At 40.4% G+C, this 24,261-nt stretch carries 20 protein-coding genes; 14 read left to right on the top strand and 6 right to left on the bottom strand.

The window, feature by feature from the left end:
- Positions 1-4: 4 nt before the first annotated feature.
- Both B2863_RS04295 and B2863_RS04290 read left to right on the top strand, forming a co-directional pair.
- Positions 5-1,702 (top strand): AMP-binding protein, encoded by a 1,698-nt coding sequence (locus B2863_RS04295; protein WP_296207766.1) that lies wholly within the window; start codon positions 5-7, stop codon positions 1,700-1,702.
- Between the two features lie 653 nt (positions 1,703-2,355).
- Positions 2,356-4,056, top strand: a complete 1,701-nt coding sequence (locus tag B2863_RS04290) for an AMP-binding protein (RefSeq protein WP_296207764.1) — start codon at positions 2,356-2,358, stop codon at positions 4,054-4,056.
- Between the two features lie 80 nt (positions 4,057-4,136).
- On the opposite strand, the gene B2863_RS04285 is transcribed toward B2863_RS04290, so the two are convergent.
- The 5 genes from B2863_RS04285 to sohB all read right to left on the bottom strand — a co-directional run bounded on the left by B2863_RS04285 (position 4,137) and on the right by sohB (position 9,912).
- Positions 4,137-5,006 (bottom strand): SDR family oxidoreductase, encoded by an 870-nt coding sequence (locus tag B2863_RS04285; protein ID WP_296207763.1) that lies wholly within the window; start codon positions 5,004-5,006, stop codon positions 4,137-4,139.
- Positions 5,007-5,124: 118 nt separating this feature from the next.
- Positions 5,125-5,889 (bottom strand): histidine phosphatase family protein, encoded by a 765-nt coding sequence (locus B2863_RS04280; protein ID WP_296207762.1) that lies wholly within the window; start codon positions 5,887-5,889, stop codon positions 5,125-5,127.
- 48 nt (positions 5,890-5,937) lie between these two features.
- Positions 5,938-7,182 (bottom strand): phosphotransferase family protein, encoded by a 1,245-nt coding sequence (locus tag B2863_RS04275; RefSeq protein WP_296207760.1) that lies wholly within the window; start codon positions 7,180-7,182, stop codon positions 5,938-5,940.
- A 240-nt stretch (positions 7,183-7,422) separates the two neighbouring features.
- Positions 7,423-8,673, bottom strand: coding sequence for an acyl-CoA dehydrogenase family protein (locus B2863_RS04270; RefSeq protein WP_296207817.1), 1,251 nt, complete (start codon positions 8,671-8,673; stop codon positions 7,423-7,425).
- A gap of 258 nt (positions 8,674-8,931) precedes the next feature.
- Entirely contained in the window at positions 8,932-9,912 is a 981-nt protein-coding gene (gene sohB, locus B2863_RS04265) for a protease SohB (RefSeq protein ID WP_296207758.1), read from the bottom strand.
- Positions 9,913-10,286: 374 nt separating this feature from the next.
- On the opposite strand from sohB, the gene aspS reads away from it, so the two are divergent.
- From aspS to B2863_RS04245, 4 genes are all read left to right on the top strand, one after another.
- On the top strand, positions 10,287-12,113 hold the full coding sequence (gene aspS / locus B2863_RS04260) for an aspartate--tRNA ligase (RefSeq protein ID WP_191115386.1): 1,827 nt from the start codon (positions 10,287-10,289) through the stop codon (positions 12,111-12,113).
- A gap of 67 nt (positions 12,114-12,180) precedes the next feature.
- Positions 12,181-13,194 carry a lysophospholipid acyltransferase family protein gene (locus B2863_RS04255; RefSeq protein WP_296207755.1) on the top strand — a complete coding sequence of 338 codons (1,014 nt, stop codon included), beginning with the start codon at positions 12,181-12,183 and terminating at the stop codon, positions 13,192-13,194.
- 150 nt (positions 13,195-13,344) lie between these two features.
- On the top strand, positions 13,345-14,145 hold the full coding sequence (locus tag B2863_RS04250; protein ID WP_296207753.1) for a glycosyltransferase: 801 nt from the start codon (positions 13,345-13,347) through the stop codon (positions 14,143-14,145).
- Between the two features lie 96 nt (positions 14,146-14,241).
- The gene (locus tag B2863_RS04245) at positions 14,242-15,099 is read left to right on the top strand and encodes a hypothetical protein (RefSeq protein WP_296207751.1); all 858 of its coding nucleotides are present in this window, start codon (positions 14,242-14,244) and stop codon (positions 15,097-15,099) included.
- 73 nt (positions 15,100-15,172) lie between these two features.
- Here B2863_RS04245 and B2863_RS04240 read toward each other — a convergent pair whose 3' ends face one another.
- Entirely contained in the window at positions 15,173-16,339 is a 1,167-nt protein-coding gene (locus tag B2863_RS04240) for a glycosyltransferase (RefSeq protein ID WP_296207750.1), read from the bottom strand.
- 260 nt (positions 16,340-16,599) lie between these two features.
- Between B2863_RS04240 and B2863_RS04235 the strand changes: the two genes are divergently transcribed.
- The 8 genes from B2863_RS04235 (at position 16,600) to B2863_RS04200 (ending at position 24,199) form a co-directional block, all read left to right on the top strand.
- Entirely contained in the window at positions 16,600-17,601 is a 1,002-nt protein-coding gene (locus B2863_RS04235) for a Stealth CR1 domain-containing protein (RefSeq protein ID WP_296207748.1), read from the top strand.
- 90 nt (positions 17,602-17,691) lie between these two features.
- The gene (locus tag B2863_RS04230; protein WP_296207746.1) at positions 17,692-18,858 is read left to right on the top strand and encodes a nucleotide sugar dehydrogenase; all 1,167 of its coding nucleotides are present in this window, start codon (positions 17,692-17,694) and stop codon (positions 18,856-18,858) included.
- Complete coding sequence (locus B2863_RS04225; RefSeq protein ID WP_296207744.1) at positions 18,858-19,862, top strand: NAD-dependent epimerase; 1,005 nt, start codon at positions 18,858-18,860, stop codon at positions 19,860-19,862. Before B2863_RS04230 ends, B2863_RS04225 begins: the two co-directional genes overlap by 1 nt.
- A 62-nt stretch (positions 19,863-19,924) precedes the next feature.
- Positions 19,925-20,689 carry a glycosyltransferase family 25 protein gene (locus B2863_RS04220; RefSeq protein WP_296207743.1) on the top strand — a complete coding sequence of 255 codons (765 nt, stop codon included), beginning with the start codon at positions 19,925-19,927 and terminating at the stop codon, positions 20,687-20,689.
- 17 nt (positions 20,690-20,706) lie between these two features.
- Positions 20,707-21,474, top strand: a complete 768-nt coding sequence (locus tag B2863_RS04215) for a glycosyltransferase family 25 protein (protein ID WP_296207740.1) — start codon at positions 20,707-20,709, stop codon at positions 21,472-21,474.
- A 60-nt stretch (positions 21,475-21,534) separates the two neighbouring features.
- Positions 21,535-22,419: a glycosyltransferase gene (locus tag B2863_RS04210; protein ID WP_296207739.1), complete on the top strand. Its 885-nt coding sequence runs from the start codon at positions 21,535-21,537 to the stop codon at positions 22,417-22,419.
- Positions 22,349-23,374 carry a capsular polysaccharide synthesis protein gene (locus B2863_RS04205; protein ID WP_296207737.1) on the top strand — a complete coding sequence of 342 codons (1,026 nt, stop codon included), beginning with the start codon at positions 22,349-22,351 and terminating at the stop codon, positions 23,372-23,374. Before B2863_RS04210 ends, B2863_RS04205 begins: the two co-directional genes overlap by 71 nt.
- A 192-nt stretch (positions 23,375-23,566) precedes the next feature.
- Positions 23,567-24,199: a YrbL family protein gene (locus B2863_RS04200; RefSeq protein WP_296207735.1), complete on the top strand. Its 633-nt coding sequence runs from the start codon at positions 23,567-23,569 to the stop codon at positions 24,197-24,199.
- The last annotated feature ends 62 nt before the right edge of the window (positions 24,200-24,261 follow it).

The raw sequence follows: 24,261 nt of genomic DNA, 5'->3' as shown, positions 1-24,261 counted from the left end.
AACTATGATATCGAACAAACCTTGGCTTTCTCAATATCCAGCCGGTGTGCCAAAAACCATTAATCCCGATAGATATAGCAGCATCATGGAGCTGTACGAAGAATGCTTCGATCGCTTCCGTGGACATCCGATGAGCATTTGTATGGGAGTGACTCATACTTATGGTGATATTGATAACGCTTCAATGGCAGTCGCTGCTTGGCTACAGAACCAAGGCTTGCCAAAAGGTAGTGTCGTCGCTTTGATGATGCCAAACGTTCCGCAGTATCTACCAACCATGATTGGCATTTTGCGTGCAGGCTACGTTTGTACCCCTGTTAATCCTCTATATACTGGCCGAGAATTACGCCATCAGCTTAACGATTCTGGTGCTCAAGCGATCTTTGTGGTCGATAACTTTGCCCAAGCGCTTGAGCAAGTCATTGAAGAAACGGCTATCAAACGTGTGATCCTATCGAAAATGGGCGATATGATGGGTTTGAAAGGTATTTTGGTCAATACGATTATTCGTCAGGTCAAACGCTTAGTACCCAAGTATAATCTCAATGACCCCAAATACCATGTCACTAAATTCCCTGACGTGCTAAAAAAAGGTAAAAACTTACCTTTTCAACAACCAACCATGTCTCTGGACCAAAAAGCATTTTTGCAATATACAGGTGGTACCACAGGACTTTCGAAAGGCGCTATTTTATCGCAGCGTAATATCGTAGCAGCAGCGATGCAATCAGAAGCATGGACCCGCCCTATCACATCAGAAATTAATGAAGTATATATCAATATGGTAATGGCACTGCCGTTGTATCATATCTTCGCATTCATGTTGAGTTTACTTGGTATGCGTTCAGGTTATACTTTTATATTGATACCCAATCCTCGCGATATTCCAGGATTCGTCAAAACCTTGTCAAAACAACCGTTCCATATTTTCCCTGCAGTTAATACCCTCTTTAAGGGGCTGCTCGATAATCCAAACTTTAAAGATTTGGACTTTAGCTCTTTGCGTATCTCACAAGCTGGTGGTATGGCGGCTACTGAGCAAACTGCGAATCGATGGTTAGAAGTGACTGGCTGCGCGATGATCGAAGGTTGGGGTATGACAGAAGGCGTTGCAGTCGGTACCGCCAACGTTATTACCAATCGTGAGTTTAACGGTACTATCGGTGTACCAGCCCCTGGTGTCGATGTCATCATTATTGATGAAGATGGCAAGCATGTAGGTTTAAACGAAGGGGGTGAGCTATGTATTAAAGGCCCTAACGTAACCTCTGGATATCTGAATAGAGACAGTAGTGCTGATTTTACTAGTGATGGTTATTTCCGTACTGGTGATATCGTCAGCATGGATGACAAGGGTTATATTAAACTGCTCGATCGTAAAAAAGATATGATTTTGGTTTCAGGATTTAATGTATTCCCGAACGAAATTGAGTCTGTGATGCTTGACTGTGATGGTATTCTTGACTGCGCAGTAATTGGTATTCCTGACGATCATCAAGGTGAAGCGGTCAAAATATACGTAGTACCTGAAGACAATAATGTTACCAAAGAAGTGATTACAGACTTTGCCTTAGATAATCTAACGGGTTATAAGTGTCCACGCCACATCGAGTTTGTGAGTGACCTACCAAAAAGTAATGTCGGTAAAGTACTGCGTCAAAAATTGCGTGAAAAGCATAATGCAGATTACCCACAAAGATAAAACAACCTTAAATTTTAACTTTTCAAAAATTTAATTTTACTTTTACTAAAGAGCACCTTACATTTAATGTAGGATGCTCTTTAGCATATTTATTCTTAATTATTTATATTTGAGAATACTCTTCTAAAACTCTCGTTATTATATTCATAAAATTAATTATTCTGGTTTTCTTAATACAGGTAATGATAGTTATTTGATAAGACAGTGATTTATTTTTATGAACCAATTGCTCAATAACTGTATCCTACAACATATATTCTTTTATTTATCAAATTTAATTATAAACTATCAAGTTCTTGTATAAGAATAACAGACCTAGTTGTAGTTATGTTAATGTATCGCCAAAATGTGTCACTATACTTTCTGTTATTTTAATATTATAGTACTTTTAATTAAGGCCAATTGATTAATATTATTTTACAAGTGGTCATTTTCATTATCAAAAATAGTAATCGGCTTTTTAATCTACTTAGATGTTTACGCTTTGTGGTTAAATCAAACTTTATATAGGCCCCATATTTTAGCAGTATGTGAATACATAGGATAGCACTCGACAATTTCTTGCTAATGGAGCAGCAACTTGAATTGTTGACATGGACGTGACTACTTTTTTATAGAGCCTTAACTTATTTCAATATTTAAGGACACTAATCATGACAGTAGATAAACCTTGGCTTGCTCAATATCCAGAAAACGTACCCAAGACGATTAATCCTGATCAATATGAAAGCCTCATAGAGTTATATGAAGAGTGTTTTAACCGCTTTCGTATGCATCCGATGACTATCTGTATGGGTGTTACACATACTTATGGCGACGTTGATACAGCCTCACTTGCAGTAGCAGCATGGTTACAAGCACAAGGCCTACCTAAAGGCAGTGTAGTAGCTCTTATGATGCCAAACGTTCCCCAATATCTACCAACTATGATTGGTATTCTACGTGCAGGTTATGTTTGCACTCCAGTAAACCCACTATATACGGGTCGCGAGTTGCGTCATCAATTGAACGACTCGGGCGCTCAGGTTATTTTTGTTGTTGACAACTTTGCTCAAGCCTTAGAGCAAGTCATTGAAGAAACCAATATCAAACGTATCGTGCTGTCAAAAATGGGCGATATGATGGGTCTAAAAGGTATTTTGGTCAATACTGTCATCCGTCAGGTCAAACGCTTGGTTCCAAAGTACAACCTAAACGATCCTAAGTATGACGTTACTAAGTTCCCTGAAGTTCTAAAGAAAGGTAAGAATCTACCGATTCAAGCGCCAAAAACCACCCTACAACAGAAAGCTATTTTGCAGTATACAGGTGGTACGACTGGGTTATCTAAAGGTGCTGTCCTAACACAACGTAATGTCGTCGCTGCTGCTATGCAGTCAGAAGCATGGTATCGTCCTGTTACTTCAGACATCAATGAAGTCTATATCAATATGGTGATGGCGCTGCCTTTGTATCATATTTTTGCCTTCATGCTGAGTCTGCTCGGTATGCGTTCAGGTTATACCTTTATCCTAGTACCTAATCCGCGCGATATGCCAGGGTTTATTAAAACGTTATCAAAACAACCATTCCACATCTTCCCTGCCGTAAACACTCTATTCAAAGGGTTACTTGACCAGCCAAACTTTAAAAACTTAGATTTTAGTTCATTACGTATCACTCAGGCTGGTGGTATGGCGGCAACTGAGCAAACTGCAGCACGTTGGTTAGAAGTAACTGGCTGCCCTATGGTTGAAGGTTGGGGTATGACGGAAGGTGTTGCGGCAGGTACTGCTAACGTGATTACTGATCGTAAATTCAACGGTACTATTGGCATACCTGTTCCTAGCGTCGATATCATTGTAGTAGATGACAGTGGCAAACGTGTGGGCCTAAATCAAGCAGGCGAAATGTGTATTAAAGGCCCTAATATTACGTCTGGTTACTTTAATAAAGACAATACCAATGATTTCACAAGCGACGGCTACTTCCGTACAGGTGATATCATCAGTATGGATGAAAAAGGCTATATCACCCTACTAGATCGTAAAAAAGATATGATCTTGGTTTCAGGATTCAATGTATTCCCTAATGAAATCGAATCTGTCATGCTCGATTGTGATGGTATCGTAGATTGCGCAGTAATTGGTATTCCTGATGACCACCAAGGTGAAGCGGTTAAAATTTATATCGTACCTGCCGATAACAATGTCACTAAAGAAGTCATCAAAGAATTTGCGCTGGACAATTTGACTGGTTATAAATGTCCACGTCATATTGAGTTTGTCAGTGAATTACCAAAGAGTAATGTTGGTAAAGTACTGCGTCAAAAGCTGCGTGAACAGCATATGTCAAATAATCCTCAAACGTTGTAATACTTGCCCTGCTATTTCAGAGCAAATAGAAGAAGCCCACTACAATAATAGTGGGCTTCTTCTTTTCTGCTTTAAGAAAATCAGCTTAGTTTATTCATTACCTGTAATGGCAAGTGCTTCATCGCATGACTGACCATAGACCAAGGTAGGCTCGGCACACAGGCTTCATCCACACCCGCTTCAATAGCTGCGACAATTGCTTTAGTACCAGTATCTGTATCGACTTCAAATGGTAATGGCTTAGAACCTTCGTTGATTTCGGTGCGAATATAACCTGGGTAAATTGTAGAAACTTTAATAGGTAAATTGGTCAAAAGCATATCAGCACGAATGCCTTCTGCTAAGTGAGCCAAACCAGCTTTACTTGCACCATAGGTTGTCAGATGCCTAGGCAATCCACGCATGGCTGACATGCTAGATATCACGACCAAATGCCCGCTGTTTTGAGCACGGAAGATATTCATGGCGGCTTCACACTGTGCCAGTGCGGCGACAAAATTGACATCAGCAGTGCGACGATTGGTTTCAAAATGTCCTTTACCAATGCGGCGGCTATCACCAATACCCGCATTGACCACTACTCGCTCAATGCTACCGAAATCATCTGCAAAAGCATCAAACACTTGAAAGACCGTATCGTAATCACTCACATCTAGTGCTTGGTATTCGACTCGAATATCAGGATATTTGTTCATCATCTCCGATTTTAACTGTTCTAAACGATCAGTGCGACGCGCGCATATAGCCAAGTTGTAGCCAAGGCTAGCAAACAGTCTTGCCATGCCCTCGCCCAGACCTGAACTGGCACCTGTGATAAGCACCGTTTTACCGTTGCCTACTTGCTGCTGACTCAGGTCTTTTAGATAGCTTGCAGGCCGAACCGCGCCTACTATCTGGTCTTTGCTATGGCGCGCACTTTTAGCAACCAATTTTATTAATTTGTTTTGCATGTACAGTCCTTTGTGTATCGATATTACACAGAATCAAATCGGTATCTAGTATAAACGCTGATAGTGCTTATACCTTAAATAGGTATGACACTACATTATTCGCAAGTCATATATAAATTTATCGCCATGTCACGAATGGTTTACCATCAGAAAATAAATGACTGTATTCATTTAAAGACAACAAGCGAGAACTTTGATTCTTTAAAGTAATAGAGGTCACACCCGTGTTGACCAAGCTTTTATTCAGCTGATAAGCAGTCTGACTGCCTTGTCGCAATAACTGGGCAGTGATTGCAGCGATGACACCACCTGAAGTGAATACGAGCACGGTACTGTCCTGATCTAAGCTCATGTTTGCTACTTTTGTACGCACTTGTTCAAGGGCTTGCTGTGCACGATCATTAAACTGTGGCCAACTTTCAATATAATCTTGGTCATTGTCACCAGCATGCCAGCGTTGCATCGCTTGATCAAATAGCTCAGCCAGTCGCGTGGCTGGCGATTCTGCTTTGGCCACTTCAGCTGAGATGTCAGATCGATTTCCCGATGCTTCTGCTGACTTAACGAACACGTCTTTGTGATTAAATTCATCAAACTGCGGCAGAATATAACTATCAGGCTGATCAAAGTTGATTGCGGGCGCAGTAGCTGTGCCATTGGTATTATTGGCATGTGTAGATGATTGGTAACGCTCCCAAAAATGACGTGCTGAGTCTTGCTGTCGAACCAACCTACCAGTAAATATGGCATCAATGCGGCGCCGCGTAGCTGCATAGTGCTGACCTAGCATTTGTGCCTGAACAGTGCCTAGTTCTGAGAGTTGATCATAGTTTTCTTGTCCAAAAGACGCTTGGCCATGACGTGCTAAAAGTATGGTTGTCATCAATTATTACCTTTTATCATATTTGCTAAAGTACGGTTTGCTGAATGCTTACGCTTCAGGAGAGTCAGGTGCTTTTGCAAAATAACCTTTTGGTAAAATACTTTTGACCACTTTTTGAACAGGGCTTGGTAACTGCTCGATAGCAGCAGCATCTACGCCTATGTCTTCTAAATGCGGCTGCACATGCGCATTGAATAAAGCTTCACCTTCATATTGCGCAATCAATTTGAGACATTTAGCATGCATGACATGTATAACGAGCCAAGCGTTTTTGAATGCTGGATTGGTGGTTTGCTTATGATAATAACGATAGTAGATTTGCTGAATAATGCCTGAGAGGCGGAACAATCCGAACACTTCATAGAAGGTCCAGTTATCTATCTCTAAACCTGACTGTTTTAGATAATATTCAACCACTTCATCGCGCGTCATCATACCTTCTAAATGTGTTGGCTGACGACGGAATTGCTGCATGATGATATTATCATCTTCTTCAATCCAGTAAGCCAACGCACTACCCAAGTCCATCAATGGATCGCCAAGGGTTGCCATCTCCCAGTCGAGCACGCCAATCACTTTGGTCGGCTCATCCGCATCAAGTATGACATTGTCAAAGCGCCAATCATTATGAATGATACAAGTTTTGCTATCAGCTGGTGTGTGCTTAGCAAGCCATTGTCTGACCAATGCAAAGCTCGGTACGTTTGGCGTCTTTGCTTTGACATAACGTTTATCCCAACCACTGATCTGGCGTTCACAGTAGCCTTCACCGCGGCCCAAGTTGACCAAATCAGGATGCTCGGTATAGTCTATCTGGTGTAGCTCTACCAAAGCGTCTAATACATTGGTGCAAAGCAGACGCGTTTGCTCAGGATTTAGATCGATACCTTCTGGCAATTCTGCACGAGGGATAATACCTTCCATCCGCTCCATCACATAAAAGTCAGCGCCGATAACAGCTTCATCCGTACATAGCGCAATCATCTCAGGTACATAAGGATAAGCATCTTTTAACGCTTTTTGAACGGTGTACTCACGCACCATGTCATGGGCAGATTTTGCCTTGGTACCTTTTGGTGGACGACGTAATATGAGATCTTGGTTTTTATCTTCACTTTCATACTGTAGTCGATACGTCCAGTTTGATGCGCCGCCTGAGAACTGAGTGACTGTAGGCTCGCCTACTACGTCGACACCTTGACCGCGAAGCCATTCACTTACTGCTTTGGCATCAAGCTCTTCACCCTCGCGTACGGCACCGCCTTTGTCTAGTACTTTATTATCAGTTGCCATGAGACATTCCTTATCATGTGGTCATTTATTTTTATAACAGATATGCGAGCTAGTTCTCAATTCAATTCAATTTATCTCATGCTTATTACCATTTTTGAGATGAGGACTCGCTCTAGTGATGAAAAATTCACTACTAAGTTGTTAATAGTGAATTCTTAATTAGCATGTTGATTGGTTTATTCTTGATAGTTGCGTGAGCAAATCAAAACTAACTCACACAACCGTTTGTTAAGATTAAGCTTAAGCTTTGTCAGACTTAGGAGAACGACTAAAGCCCTGACGTTTTAGTTCTAGCTTAGCAATCATGGTTTTATGTACTTCATCTGGACCATCTGCTAAACGTAGTACACGTGCCTGCGCATAAAAGTTTGGTAGCAATGTGTCTTGACACACGCCCATACCACCATGAATCTGAATCGCCATATCGACCACTTCTTGTAGCACAGTTGGCGCCACTACTTTGATAGCAGAGATTTCAGTCAATGCGGCTTTGGTGCCTTGAGCATCCATTTTTTGGGCGGCGTACAATGTTAGCAAGCGTGCTTGGTCGATTTTGATACGGGCCTCGCTGATACGCTCAAAGTTACCACCCAATTGTAGTAATGGATTACCAAAGGCAGTACGTGACATACCACGCTTGACCGCTAATTCAAGAGATTTTTCGGCAGCACCGATACAGCGCATGCAATGATGAATACGGCCTGGCCCTAGACGACCCTGTGCAATCTCAAAACCTTTACCAGGTCCACCAATGAAGTGGCTGACTGGCACACGCACATTTTCGAAGCTAATCTCACCATGGCCGTGCGGTGCATCATAGTCACCAAACACTTTAAGCATACGTTTAATGTTCACACCCGGAGTATTGACTGGTACAAGCACCATCGAATGCTGATGATGACGGTCTGCACTTTCATCCGCGGTATATGCCATCACAATCAAGACATCAACCGCTGGATCACCAAGACCAGATGACCACCACTTACTACCATTGATGACAATCTCATCACCATCTACTACCGCTGTTGCTTGCATATTGGTTGCATCACTTGATGCCACATCAGGCTCAGTCATACAAAACACAGAGCGCGTCTTACCTTCTAGGATTGGGGTAAGCCACTTGTCTTGCTGCTCTTGAGTACCGTAGCGCCACAATAGTTCCATATTACCGCTATCAGGGGCATTGCAGTTGAATACATGAGGTGCTAGCAAACTACGACCAGTCAATTCTGCAATAGGCGCATAATCAGTAACTGACAGTCCTGCACCTAAAGTGTCATCTGGCAGGAATAAATTCCACAAACCTTCTTCACGTGCTTGTTTGCGCAAATTTTCGTAGGCTTCTGGCCACTCCCAGTTTTCCCAGTTACCGTCAGGGTTTTTCTTATGACAATCTTCCCAGAATTGGGCTTCGATGGGTTCAATATTCGTTTCAATGAACGCTTTGACTTTGGCATGCATGGCTTGACCATGTTCTGTTGCGGTAAACATTAAATTGTCGTTAGACATAAATGACTTCCTTTTCTTTATTGATTGTCTAAATCAAATGTTGATAAAAAGCTCTACTAGAGCTTTAGTGCACGCACGTATACTGTTTTCCGTGTGCTACATTTATAACACAGCAATTGTCAATAAACAGCAAAAAGGCGCGACCAGCTAGGCCACGCCTTTTACAAAATGTAAACAATGTATCTAAAAACTTCTGAGCACTAAAACACCATTATTTAACTATCATAATGATAACTAACATTATTTCAGAATATTTAGGCGACTATCCAAATCAAAACGTGCAAGTGCATCAGGTAATTTATCTACGGCCATGCTCAGTGTCGCTTCTGCTGCCTGAGCCAATCCTAACTTTTCTGCTAACGTCGGCTTCTGACGTGAATATAGTGCATACACTTCGTTGTCTTCCATACGTTCCAAAATATAGCTGTCTGAAGTCTGTAGACTATCAATCAAGTTAAGTTTTAGCGCATCTTCACCATACCAATGCTCACCCGTAGCTACTTTGGCAACATCGAGTTCTGGACGATACGTGTTAACGAAATGCTTAAATAGCTCATGCGTCTGTTCTAGCTCTTCTTGGTATTTGGCACGGTCTTCGGCATCATTTTCACCAAATACAGTTACCGTACGCTTGTAGTCACCAGCGGTAAACATCTCATAATCGACGTCATGGTTTTTTAGCCATTTATGGAAGTTTGGCAATTGTGACACCACACCGATTGAACCAATGATAGCGAATGGTGCGGCTACTACCTTGTCTGCAACACAAGCCATCATATAGCCACCGCTCGCCGCCACTTTATCGACACAGACCGTCAATTTTAAACCAGCATCCTTTAGGCGAACCAATTGTGCTGCGGCCAAACCATAACCGTGTACCAAACCACCGCCTGATTCGAGACGGACGATAACTTCGTCACCTTTATTTGCGGTACTAATTAAAGTACTAATTTCTTCACGCAAATGTTTGACCGCAGTTGCTTTGATATCACCGTCAAAATCGAGCACAAAAACTTGTGCCTTGTCATCAGTATGTTTTTTCTTATTTTTAGTTTTTGCTTTTAATGCTTGCTTGGCTTTTTTGGCCATGACTTTTTTAAACTGTTTGAGGGCAGCTTTACCTTGGGTGGCTTCCATCAAATCTTCACGGCGCTGCTTTTGAGCATCATTTAAGTGCCGTATTTTAAGCTCGACAGGGTTTTTAGGGGGATGAAATAGCATGGTTACAAATCCTCAAGTCAGTAAATATGTTGATATGGCTGTTTTTATTAGCGTGCGGTTGATATGTGCACACTAAGCGGCGTTTTCAAGCATGATGACAATATTTAACCCAATATAAATATCACTGAATAAATACCTCAGATACTTACAGACTCCCGTTCTTTGATTGAACTCAGCCGGTTGTATAACAAAGGCAGATTAGGCATAATATGCGTTTATATCAAATTTTCTGCAGCCAACGTGATGACCATATGTCTTAATCGCGTTGTTTGTGTGTTTTTTTTGCAAATAGCTTGAAACGCACAGCAATGGCTGCATTATTGTACTTCGAATTGGGCTGATAACTGGATAACCATATTATGACGCAAAGCACTATGACGCATAGCGAATACCGAGACGAGTATTGCGGAGCCGTAACCGAGAGCTTGCTTGAGCAAACCATTAGTATCGTAGGCTGGGTACATCGTCGTCGCGATCACGGTGGCGTGATTTTCTTAGACATGCGTGACCGCGCAGGTATCTTACAGGTCGTGGTCGACCCTGATACCCCAGAAGCTTTCGCAGCAGCTGATGCTGTACGTCCTGAATACGTACTAAAGATAACTGGCCGCGTACGTCGCCGTTATGAAGGTACTGAAAATAATAATATGACCAGTGGCCAGATTGAGCTATTGGGCAAAGAAATTGAAGTACTAGCTAAGTCTGAAACACCGCCATTCCCATTGAATGACGAAAAAACAACTGTATCTGAAGACCTGCGTCTGAAGTATCGTTATCTTGATATGCGTCGTCCGCAAATGCAAGAGCGTATGGTGTTCCGTGCCAAGGCGACTTCAGCGATTCGTCGTTATTTAGACGATCATGGTTTCTTGGATGTTGAGACACCTATCTTGACTCGTGCAACGCCTGAAGGTGCGCGTGATTATCTTGTACCATCACGTACTCGTCCAGGTAACTTCTTTGCCCTGCCGCAGTCACCACAGCTATTTAAGCAATTATTGATGGTGTCAGGTTTTGACCGTTATTATCAAATTGCTAAATGCTTCCGTGATGAAGATTTACGTGCCGATCGTCAGCCTGAATTTACTCAGGTAGATATTGAGACTTCTTTCTTGAACGAAGAAGAAATCATGAACATCAACGAAGGTCTTATCAAGCATTTGTTTAAGACAATGATGGACGTTGAGTTTGAACAGTTCCCACGCATGACTTACGCTGAAGCCATGCGTGACTATGCATCAGACAAGCCTGATTTACGTATTCCTCTAAAGTTGGTTGACGTTGCAGACTTGATGAAAGACGTTGACTTTAAGGTATTTGCCGGTCCTGCAAACGATCCTAAAGGTCGTGTTGCTGCCCTACGTATCCCTGGTGGCGCATCGTTAAGCCGTAAGCAAATCGATGCTTATACCAAGTTTGTTGGTATTTATGGCGCACGCGGTTTGGCTTATATCAAGGTCAATGACGCTAGCAGCATTAACAACGGTGTGGATAAAGAGTCTGGTCTACAGTCTCCTATCATCAAAAACATGACTGATGATGTGCTTGTGAGCTTGATCGAGCGTACTGCTGCAGAAGATGGCGACATTATCTTCTTTGGTGCGGACAAAGCCAGTGTCGTGAATGATGCAATTGGTGCATTACGCCAAAAAATCGGTCTAGATCTTGAAATGACGACTTGTGAATGGGCACCACTTTGGGTGACCGACTTCCCAATGTTTGAAGAGACTGACGATGGTCGTTGGACGTCGATGCATCATCCGTTCACTAAGCCTAAAGGCTCAGTTGAAGAGTTGAAAAACAACCCAGAATCTGCCCTTTCTATCGCTTATGACATGGTATTGAACGGTACTGAGATTGGTGGTGGTAGCTTACGTATCAACACTTATGATATGCAGCAAGCTGTACTTGAAGCGTTGGGTATTGGTGAGCAAGAAGCTGAAGATAAATTTGGTTTCTTACTTGATGCTCTAAAATTTGGTGCGCCACCGCATGGCGGCCTAGCATTTGGTTTGGATCGTTTGATTATGTTGATGGTAGGCGCAAGCTCTATCCGTGACGTTATCGCCTTCCCAAAAACCAAAACGGCTGACTGCCCATTGACCCAAGCACCTGCTGGCGTTGATAGCAAACAACTACGTGAGCTTGGTATCCGTGTGCGCGAAAAAGCACAAGCTGATACCAACAAGCCTGCTGAATAAATCGTTTGATGATGCGCGGTTGCTGTCTACAGTGCTTGTTACGTGATTCATTACCATGTGAGTGGTCATGAATCCGTACCATATTTTCAAAGTCGTGCCATTGTCTGTACTGCAGATGCTGGCACGTTTTGTTGCGTGGGTTATCATTAAGATACCCAGTCTAAGTATCATGCGTACCATTCAGATCAATATGGCGCTGATTACTCATACACTGTCTGAGCAGCAAAAGCGAGCGTTGACCAAAGACATTATTTATCATCAATGTCTGACCAGTATTGAATCTATAAAAAGCTGGGCGATGCCACCTGAGTGGAGTATCGCTCAGATTCATGACGTCCATAATAAAGACATTTTTTTAGAGGGTCTTGCCAATCCAAATGGCATGCTTGCTATCGTCCCGCATCTCGGCACTTGGGAGATGATGAATGCTTGGCTCAACCAGTTTGGTGCGCCAACCATTATGTATAAGCCAGTTGACGGCAAATTCGCTAACGATTTTATCCTTCAAGGACGTGCGCGACTTAACGCGACTTTAGTACCTACTGATGGGAGCGGTGTTAAAGCCGTGTTTAAAACACTCAAGCAAGGTGGTTTTAGTATCGTACTGCCAGACCACGTTCCAGAGCCATCAGGCGGCGTTGTCGTTCCGTTCTTTGGTATCGAAACATTGACCAGTACCCTTGCCTCCAAATTGGCAAGCAAAACCAAATGTGCATTGGTTGGCTTATCTTGTATTCGCCGTACCGATGGACGCGGTTTTGACATTTACTGCTACAAACTCGATGATCCTGCTTTATACGACCGTAACGCCGAAGTGGCAACTCATGCTCTCAATCAGGCTATGGAGCGTATGATTACAGACAACTACAGTCATTATATGTGGGGGTATCGACGTTTTAAGCGTATTCCAAACTTAGGCAACCCTTATAAAAAAGATAAAGAGACTTTAGCAGCCTTTATCCAATCTCACCATTCTAGCGTTTCTAATCTTTCTGCTAGCGATATCAACGATAGCGTTCGAAATAACAATGTTGAAAGCGACAATGTTAAAAGCGATAACACTAAGCTCGACAATCATTAGTCATCACCAACCTAGCGTTGCACTATTTAGACGTACCATCAGTTTAGACGTTCCATCAGTCACAGCTATGCTAATATTGGCTGAACTCTATATTCTTTTACTTTTATTAGTCCTTCATTTATCTGACTATTATCTCAATACGAGTGCATTATGACATCTGACGTAACTAAGACCTCATCTGCAAATCCTAAGCAAACCAGCACAAATGCTGCTGAACAGCGTTATATCATCTGTATGAAATGGGGCGACAAATATGGTCCTGAATACGTCAATCGTCTCTACAACATGGTTAGTCGACATCTAACCTTAGATTTCCAAATGGTTTGCTTGACTGATGACAGCACAGGTATTGACCCTGCGATTGCCTGTTATCCGATACCTGACATGGATTTACCAGCAGGTCCTGAACGTGGTTGGAAAAAACTGACTACCTTTAAGCCTGAGCTGTATGATTTAAAAGGTGTGGCGCTATTTTTAGATATCGATATCGTCATTGTCGATAATATCGATGCATTTTTTACTTACCAAGCAGAGCATGAAGACAGTGTCGTCATCATCCGCGACTGGAAAAAACCTTGGCGCATGATTGGCAATAGCTCTGTTTATCGCTTCAATATTGGTATGAATACCTATCCTGATTTGCTGTCCAATTTTGAGCGAAACTTTGAAACCATTCGTACCCAAGTACGTCACGAGCAGGCTTACCTCTCTAACTATTTGCGTGAGCATCACCACTTAGAGTATTGGGATAAGACATGGTGTGTCAGCTTTAAGTACCAATGCATTGCGCCGATTCCTTTTAACTTTGTGCGCACACCTACTCTGCCGGATGATGCAAAAATCGTTATCTTCCACGGTGAGATTAACCCGCCCGATGCGATTGCTGGTAGTGGTGGTAAATGGTATCGACATGTGAAGCCAAGCCCATGGTTAAAAGACCATTGGCAATAGATGCTTAGTAATTAACCATATTTAGACAATTTATAATTAGCGTAAAGGCAGTGTATTAAGATATAAGATAGGTGAAATAAACGACTGGAAAATAGTATGGCGCTATATTTGAGATTACCTGCTACCGCTAGGTTCAATATTGATAATGAGCTCATCATTATCAATGCTTTTAATGCCAATGAACCTGAACAGAGCTTGCATGGAAAAGACGTCAATATTATCGCTTCAGGGCCATCTATACAGCAGCTACCGTTAGCAGAGCTCCTAGATACGCCTACTATTTTTGTCAATGGCAGTATCAGCCTGATTGGGCAGCATCAGTTTACCGATATTGCTGGTTACGTTATCAGTGATGCGCGCTTTATCAATCATCAGCCTGATATTTTACAGCAGTACTATACAGGGCAACCTCTGTATGCAACGCTAGCTGTCTTTGAAGCGATGGCCACTACGCACCCTGATATTATGCAAACGTACCATCATGCCATGCGAGTGTTGTACCCAGTAGATAGGCCTTGGGGAGTGAAGTCAAACAAGCTATCTTTTAATAAGCTTATCTTTAAGAAAAAATTACTCAATAAAAAAATGCCGCTATCGTATTTTATCAATAATCCAAACTTTATCATTGATAGCGATCATAAAGCGGCTGACATCGGCGTCTCTCTTAACATTACTCATGGATTTGTGGAAGCAGGAACCGTTGCTTATGTAGCGGCGCAGTTGGCGTTTTCGCGTCAAGCAGCGAGTATTCATCTGTACGGTATTGACCTGCTTAACAGTAAGCAACCACGGTTTTATGAAAATAAAAACAATAGTGCACCAAGTATGCTCAGCAAAGTCATGAACGAGCGCATTATCCCTTCGTTTAACTTACTTGGCAGAATCTATCAATCGCATGGTGTCCCTGTCGTAAATCACTCTCCTATTTCTAAATCGCTATTTGACACTTTCTAGTTAATAACTCGCAGTTAATAACTCGCAGTTAATAACCTCTGCTTGATGGCGTTTAATTAAGAACCACTACGATTTATAAACCCTCATTTTTATCTGAATCCAAAACAGAACCAAACGCTAAGTACTGTCTTGCAATATGTTCAGGCAGTAACTGCTGGTTTAGCGGAACGATATAATCTGTAAGGTTATCTATGGCTTGATCGATGAGCATGGCCAAGCCATCAATATCACCTACCGCAATCAAGTTCTGCTCGGGTAATAGCTCTCGTGGACCAAAAGGACAATCCGTACTGATTACTGGTACACCCAGTGCCTGCGCCTCTACAATGACATAGCCAAAGCCTTCAAATTTAGAAGTAAGCACCATCAGTGCAGCTGATCTAATTAATGGATAAGGGTTGGTCTGGAAGCCTAAAAACTTAATACTATCGCTAATATTTAGTTGGACAGCCAACTGTTTAATCTCTGCTTCAAGCCTACCTTTACCTACTAGTACTAATGGCAGCTTCCGTTCTGTTTTGGCATATGCCTGTAGTAAGTCTCGATGACCTTTCATGCTGTCAAATGAAGCAACATGTATGATGTATTCTTTATCTACTAAGCCGAAATGTTCAAGATGGCTAGTTGCTGCTGCTTTGGTATTTATAGCAATAGCATCACAAGGATTATAGATTGTTGTGGTTTTGGTGATATTTCCTATAAGAGCAATCAAGTCTTGGCGGGCACCCTTACTCACACAGCTACAAGGATGAGCGCCATAAACCATTTTCAAATGGTTTATAGTCTGTACTGGCGATTCTAATAATTGATTTTGGAACTGCTTTGATAGCGCTGTATGTAGTACATTTACGATGTTTGGCAACTGGCTATATGTCATAATCCAGTTTATCTTATAGATATTAGCCAGTATTAAATCTGGCTTCCCTATTTGGCTAAGCACGTAAGTATCAATACGTTTAGCAACTGATTCGTAGGCTTGTGTTCGCGTAGATTCTGGGTCGAGATTCTGCTCAGAAAACACCTCATCATATGGCACGATGTGATATTGCACACGAGCGTCTAGTAGCATATCTTGCGTCGCTTCCAAGCATAGGATATGAGTACGATAGCCCATATCTGCATAAGCGCTTGCCAAAGTCGTAACCATACGCTCAGCACCGCGACCTTCAAGCGCTTTTAAAATAAATAGAATAATAGGTGGCATTGGTGTCTCAGCTTGATTTTTTAACGGTATAGGCATGATAGGTTAGCCAAATGAATGCAACTATGGTCATAATTATTGCAGCGTTCTGACTTTATATGCTAGTCTCACCTACCGCTGGTGCTCGGCATTTACTCAGTAAAGTACGAGCAGGATTTAACGGCATCTCTATAAAAAATTATAATTAGTCTAACTATCTAAATCGATTAAACCTTGTTAATAATCGCATCAGCAAATATCATAGCTGATCTAATATAGTTACTAAAATAGATGTGTATCCGCAAAGAACAGGATCAGTTATGAAGCAGCCTAATGAAAATACATTAGACATCGTCATTGCTTGGGTAGATGGTGCAGACCCTATACTCAAACAAAAGCGAGAACAGTATAAGCCAACTAAAGAAGTGGCATCTGACGCAATAACTGACACGCGTTTCGCCAGCGACGATGAGATATATTATAATATTGCTTCTATCATCAAATATGTGCCTTTTTGTCGTCATATATATATTGTCACAGATCAACAAAAGCCAGCGTTCATCGATGAGTTTGCCAAGCAAGGTATTTGCTCAGCAGATAAAATACGCATCGTTGATCATAAGGACATATTTTCGGGTTACGAGCGGTTTTTGCCTACGTTTAATACCCGATCGATTGAGTCGATGATATGGAATATTGAGGGGCTATCTGATTACTTCATCTATATGAACGATGATTTCTTTTTTAACCAACCAGTAAAAATAGATGACTTTTTGGATGGTAAAAATCTGAACATTCACGGCCACTGGCGTAAAAGTGCGGCATTAAATGCTAAGCTTAATTTCCGAAAATCGCGCTTTAAATTGTTTGGAACACCGATTCAACCAAGGCATACTATCGCCCAAATGCTAAGTGCCAAAGTAATCGGTATGGATCAATTTTTTGAAATTCATCACTATCCGCATATCGTCGATAGGAATATATTGAAAGATTATTTGCTAAACCATCCTCAGCTACTGACAGAGCAGATTAAATATAAATTTAGAGATGTGGCTCAGGTGAATCCGATAACCCTGATGAATCATCTGAAAATTCAAAAAGATGAAGCAAATCTAAAACCCGATACCTCTGTCAACTATCTAAAAAATGAAGGTAGTGTCGATGATTTTATTACTGCTTTAGAAGATGAATCTATCAAGTACGGTTGTATCCAAAGCCTAGATCTTCTTGAGACAGATTCGCACAAGAAAATCAGCCAAGCTATGAAGCATAAATTTTTAGCGTATCTTCCCACTTCTGTGACGGGAACGCCAGTTAGCTGAGCTGACATGGTATCGTGATTTTGAATCTTATTTAGCATAAACCAATTTTGGATTAGACCCATCAAAGCATAAACATTAATTGGATATATTATGAAAATAGCAGTAGTAGGTACAGGCTACGTAGGCTTATCAAATGCAATGCTATTGGCACAGCATAACGAAGTCGTCGCTGTCGACATTGTTCCTGAAAAAATCGACTTATTGAATACTCAGCAGTCCCCTATTGAAGATGAAGATATTGAAGACTTTTTATCAAATAAAAATCTCAACTTTTCTGCGACACTTGATGCAGCGGCAGCCTATAAAGGCGCTGATTTTATTATTGTGGCGACACCAACTGATTATGACGCCAAGACCAATTATTTTAATACATCAACGGTAGAAGCAGTGATTGAGCAAGTACTTTTGGTCAATCAACAAGCAATCATTATTATAAAGTCTACCGTACCAGTAGGATATACGGCGAGTATTAGAGAGCGTTATGCAACTGACCGTATTATCTTTTCACCCGAATTTCTGCGAGAAGGTAAAGCGCTGCATGACAACCTTTACCCTTCTCGAATCATTGTAGGTGAGCAGTCAGAGCGAGCTCAATTGTTTGCTAACTTACTTCTTGAAGGTGCAATCAAAAAGAACGTGCCGCTACTATTTGTGAAGCATACTGAAGCTGAGGCGATTAAATTATTTTCTAATACTTATTTAGCAATGCGCGTGGCCTATTTTAATGAGCTTGATACTTATGCTCAAACATTTGGGCTCGAAACCAAACAAATCATAGAGGGAGTCGGCTTAGACCCCCGTATTGGCGATCATTACAACAATCCATCGTTTGGCTATGGTGGTTACTGTTTGCCTAAAGATACCAAGCAGCTATTAGCCAACTATGATGAGGTACCAAGCAACCTTATTAGAGCCATTGTTGACTCCAATAGCACCCGTAAAGATTTTATAGCCGATAAAATTATCGAGAAGAATCCTAAAGTAGTAGGCATCCATCGACTGGTCATGAAAAGTGGTTCAGACAACTTTAGAGCTTCTGCGATACAAGGCATCATGAAGCGTATTAAAGCAAAAGGCATCAAGGTAATCGTATACGAGCCTGTATTAGAAGAAGAAGAGTTTTTTAATTCACGAGTTCTCAAAGACCTATCAGAATTTAAAGCAATGAGTGATGTCATCGTTGCCAATCGCTTGTCTGCAGAGATACAAGATGTATCTCATAAAGTATTTACACGTGATTTATTTGGGAGCGATTAATGAATATCTTAGTCACCGGTGCGGCAGGTTTTATAGGTTTTCATCTGATTAAAGCCTTATTAAATAAAGAAATCTTTATTGTTGGTATTGATAACCTTAATAATTACTATGATGTTCAGCTAAAAAAAGACCGTCTAAAAATTCTTGCTGAAAACTCAACTGAAGACAATTTTAGATTTATTGAGTTAGATTTGGCAGAACGTGATGCAATGGCCAGTTTGTTTACTGAACACGGCTTTGATATCGTTATTAATCTCGGTGCACAAGCCGGTGTACGTTATTCTATTGAAAACCCACATGCTTATATGGATTCAAACATGGTAGGATTTTTAAATGTGCTTGAAGGCTGTCGCCAGACCAAAGTGGCACATTTACTGTATGCCAGCTCAAGCTCGGTCTATGGTATGAATATCAAACAGCCATTTAGTACTCAAGATCGCGTTGATTTTCCTATCAGTTTATATGCTGCTACCAAAAAATCTAATGAGTTAATGGCTCATACCTACAGCCATCTATACAACATTCCTACGACAGGTTTGCGCTTTTTTACAGTTTATGGCCCTTATGGGCGACCTGATATGGCTTACTTTTCTTTCACGAAAAAAATCCTAGCGGGCGAGCAAATTGATGTATACAACAATGGTGAGATGCAGCGTGACTTCACTTATATTGATGATATCGTTGAAGGTATCACACGTCTTATAGATAAAGCCCCTTCTCCTCAGCATTCTGCTACTAGCACAGCTATCGCACCTTACCAAATCTATAATATTGGTAACAATCAACCGATCACGCTACGCCGATTCATAACTGCGATTGAAAGTGCTTGCGGCAAAAAGGCAAAAGAAAACTTGCTACCGATGCAAGCAGGTGATGTGCCTATTACTTATGCAAATATAGATGAGCTAACGACAGACATTGGTTTTAGACCGCAAACTAGCATTGAAGAAGGTATTTCAAAGTTTGTAAATTGGTATAAAGCGTATTATCAGGATAACAAATAGTCTCAAATAAGACATAAAACCTGATAAATTCTAGAGTAGATATTGTAAAGAAGAGTCAAACTATGAAAACATTAACCTACCTAATCAATCTAGATGGTAGCGATGAGCGTCTAGAGAGATCGAGACAGCAACTTAATCATATCAATTGGCCATTTGAACGCGTATCTGCCTATGATGGCCGCGGCAAGGATTTATCGGAGTTTGTAAACTATGATGATAAAAGTGCCAAGAGCAATTTAGGTCGTAGTCTCTTAAATTCAGAAATCGGCTGCTATTTAAGCCATTATCAATGTGCACAAAAGTTCCTGGAAACTGATGCTGATATTTTAGTTGTATTAGAAGATGATATGAAGATGAACAGTAGTTTTAAACCTGTTATTGATAAAACACTGACGTATCTACATACTCATCCAGAGTTGGACTGGTATCTGGTTAATATCGCAGCTAAAAAGAAGAAGCTTGCTAAAGACATTGTTACTTTTGATGCGCATACTTTATGGCATGCTTATTACTTCCCTATCCGCGGCTTAGGGCTTATTTGGTCACGCAAAGGTGCAGAAGAGTTTATTAAACAAGGTAAGACCATTGATATGCCTGTCGACATTTTCTTTCAAAGGTGGCTTAGCCAAAATGGTAAAGGTCTAGGCCTATGGCCTGCACTGATCAGCCCAATGGGATTCGACAGCGATATCTTAGGTACACAAGCGACCCAAAATATACAGCGTAAAGAAAAAGAAGGTAGAGACTCATCTTATAGTTTGAAAAAGCAAAAAAGAATGCTACAAGATAAAGTCGTCGCTATTAAAAACTTAATCATTACTAAATAACGTAGGATCACCTTATTATGAGAAAGTTTGTTATTAGCTTAGCCTCTGCAACCGACCGCAGAAAACATATTGAGTCAGAATTTGGTAAACATAACGTAAACTATGAATTTTTTGATGCTCTAACACCAGATCTTGCGAAACTTTATGCTGAACGTTTATCTTTAGATTTAGCCTCTGCAAATCTAACCCCAGGTGAGTTGGCGTGTATGATGAGTCACGTAGCCATTTGGGAGAAAGTCATTAAAGAGAATTTAGCATACGCCACTATTTTTGAGGACGATATCTATTTAGGTGACGATGCTGAAACATTACTCAATTGTGATAAATGGATTAAACTTGACTGGCATATCGTTAAAATTGAAGCTTTTACCAAAAAAACTTATTTATCAAAAGATACACATGCTGTACGAGATGGTAAGCGCTACGTGACTGAATTAAAGGGTAAAAACCTGGGTACAGCAGGCTATATACTATCTTTACAAGGAGCTAAGGTGTACTTAGAATACATTAAAAAAAACGCCTTGCTACCGCTCGATAGGTTGATGTTTGACGACTTTATTAATCGTAGCTCTGAACCAGTACGGCAGCTTGTTCCTGCTTTATGTATTCAAGAAATGTTATTGCACAAAGACAATCCTTATTTGCCAAGTGCACTCCTAACAGATCGTAAATGTCGTATGAAAATGGAAAAACAAAAAGGATTCGCTAAAGTAAATAAAGAAGCTAGCAGACTAATGACACAAGCTAAAAAAGCCCTTTTCGCGAAAGAAGTGCCTTTTATATAATTTTTTTGATATCGACTATACATCATAGGCAATAATTTCATTACGACAATCGAGTTTGCTATGCCATCAACTATTTCTACAATAGATAATCACCTTCAACCATCTGTTGCCATTCTGTATATTGCAACTGGTCGGTACACTGTGTTCTGGGATTACTTCTATAAATCTGCTGAAAAGTACTTACTACCCGACTGTCACAAACACTACTTTCTATTTACCGATGATGAGTCATTAATAGACTCACTTAATGCACAAGATAATGACGTTACAGCGGTAAAACAAGAGGCTCTAAGCTGGCCCTATGTCACCCTTATGCGCTATAACATGTTCTTGAATTCACGACATCTTATCGAGCCTTTTAATTACACTTTTTTCTTTAACGGAAATACAGAGTTTCTAAAGATAGTAACTCAACAAGACTTACTACCACTAAAACCTAAAGAAAATCTAACTTTTTATTTACAACCACATGTGTTTCACCGCCATAGAAACAAATATCCTTACGACCGAAACTCTGAATCCAATGCTTACATACCCTATAATCAAGGGAAATATTACTTTGCAGGCGGCATAGTCGGTGGTAGAACAAAATCCTTCTTAGATTTCAGTAATACTTTAAATCAAAATACTATCACTGACCTAGAAAAAGATGTTATTGCTCTTTGGCATGATGAAAGCCATCTAAATAGGTTTGCTCTAGGGCGCACAGACATTAAAATATTACCACCATACTTCACACGTGGTGAGCGCGAGTACTGGAAAAAAACCTCTAAGGTAATGTTTTCCGATAAGTCCCATTATCGTTTTGGCGGACACTCGTATCTCAGAGGCGAGACTCATAACAAAATCACTCAAGGTGAATGGGAAAAGAAAAATGGCAGACGTAAAAGAAAACTCAAAACTCGATTCAGACAATATATCGCCTCGCTTTTTTTCAGACAGTAATGCTTATAAACAGCTAAAAGATAAAAAGAAAAAGCCTTACCGTTATTTTTATAACTTAACCACACCGCGCATCAAGCGTAAAGCCTTTGAAAAAGAAGTAGACCTTGAACAGCAAAACCAAGTTGCAAAGTGCTGGGCACAATTTATTGAGCTATATAACCATGGCAAGTTAATGACTTTTTCATTGCAGCCAAAAAAAGAATTTAAGAACGAAAAAATCATTTGGCAATACTGGGGGCAAGGTATTACTGAAAACCATCTTCCTGAATCAGTTAAATTATACTTTAAGTCAGTAGACAAACATGCTGCTGACTATAAAATCATCCGTCTAGATGACAGCAATATCTACGACTATCTAGATTTACCTGATTTTATTTGGGATAAAAAAACGTCTCCAGGTTTCAGACCAGCCTTCTTTGCTGACCTACTACGTCTTGCCTTGCTTGATGTTTATGGTGGCGTTTGGTTAGATGCGACTATTTACCTTACTGCACCTTTGCCTAACATGTTAAGTAACAATGGCTTTTTTATGTATCAACGAGCCTTAGATGCACGAGATAAAGAACAATGGAAAAAATTTAATAAGAGCTATTTTTCTTGGGAAAGTGACCATAAAATCAATGTGTTAAATAGCGTTATCTTTGCTCGAAAAAATGATCCGGTTATTCATACCTGTTTAGACTTAATTTTAAATTTTTGGAAAACACAAGAATATATCCCTCATTATTTTTTCTTCCAGATTTTATTTGATACGCTTATAAAAGGCGAGCTTGCAGGATATCAATGCCCTATCATTGATGATGCTAAACCTCATTTATTGGTTGCGTCACTAGACAAACCTTACAATGAAACTGAATATCAAAATATTATCTCGCAAGCCAGTATACATAAAATGTCTTATGTGAAAGACATAAAGCCTAACTCGTATTATGAGTACCTATTGAAGAATACTTGATATTACTAGCTTAGAACACGACCTAAATAATAACTTTTGTTGATTAGTCATTTATTATTACTATTTTTGAGCTAATAAAGAACTTCTGTAAACGTTACAATTGAATGTTTAATACGTCATTACTAAACATCAGATTTTATTATTTCGTAAATATTCAAATCTCAGATACTGCAGTATAGGAAAAACATAACCATGCTCTTAACCAAAAACCTCAAATTACTAGGACAAGGTACTCAGAAAATTGTATTTGAGCATCCAGTATATTCAGACAAAATAATCAAAATTATGAATCCGAAACATGCTACTGCTGATGGTGCAAGGGCTAGGCAACATTATTTACGTGCACATCGCTCTCAAGGAATTTACAAACAGTTCCGTAGAGAGTTATTACAGTATTTGCAGTTATGTAAAAACAGCTACGCTAAGCTTAATTATACTTTTCCTATCGAAACAGTTTACGGTATGATTGGAACAGACCAAGGGCTAGCACTAGTTGCTGAAAAGATAACCTCTCCTAATGGCTCAGTTGTGTCTGTGTATGATTTAGACGAAGATAATAGCTTTAATAAAAGTCATGCAGATGCCTTAGACAAATTTTTTAATGAATGCTGTAACTTACACGTTGTATTTGGTGAAGTAAATATTGCAGGTATCATGTATACAGAACAAAGACACGGTATTCCTGAGTTTGTACTAGTCGATGGTATTGGTGATAAGCTGTTGATTCCATTCAGATCCATGAGCAAAACAATCAATAGCCGTAATGTTAGAAAAGTCGAAGCAAAAATAAAGTCTAAAATTAAATATTATAATATCGGACAGTGATATAAAAACAACGATTTATGGGCATTCTGATTTCTCTTTCAGAAAAAGAAAGCCAACACTAT

Origin of the sequence: Psychrobacter sp. UBA3480 (genome assembly GCF_002377945.1) — a bacterium.
Taxonomy (GTDB): Bacteria; Pseudomonadota; Gammaproteobacteria; order Pseudomonadales; family Moraxellaceae; genus Psychrobacter.
Note: the sequence above shows the minus strand (reverse complement) of the source record. Positions and strands in the feature narration are given on the sequence as shown.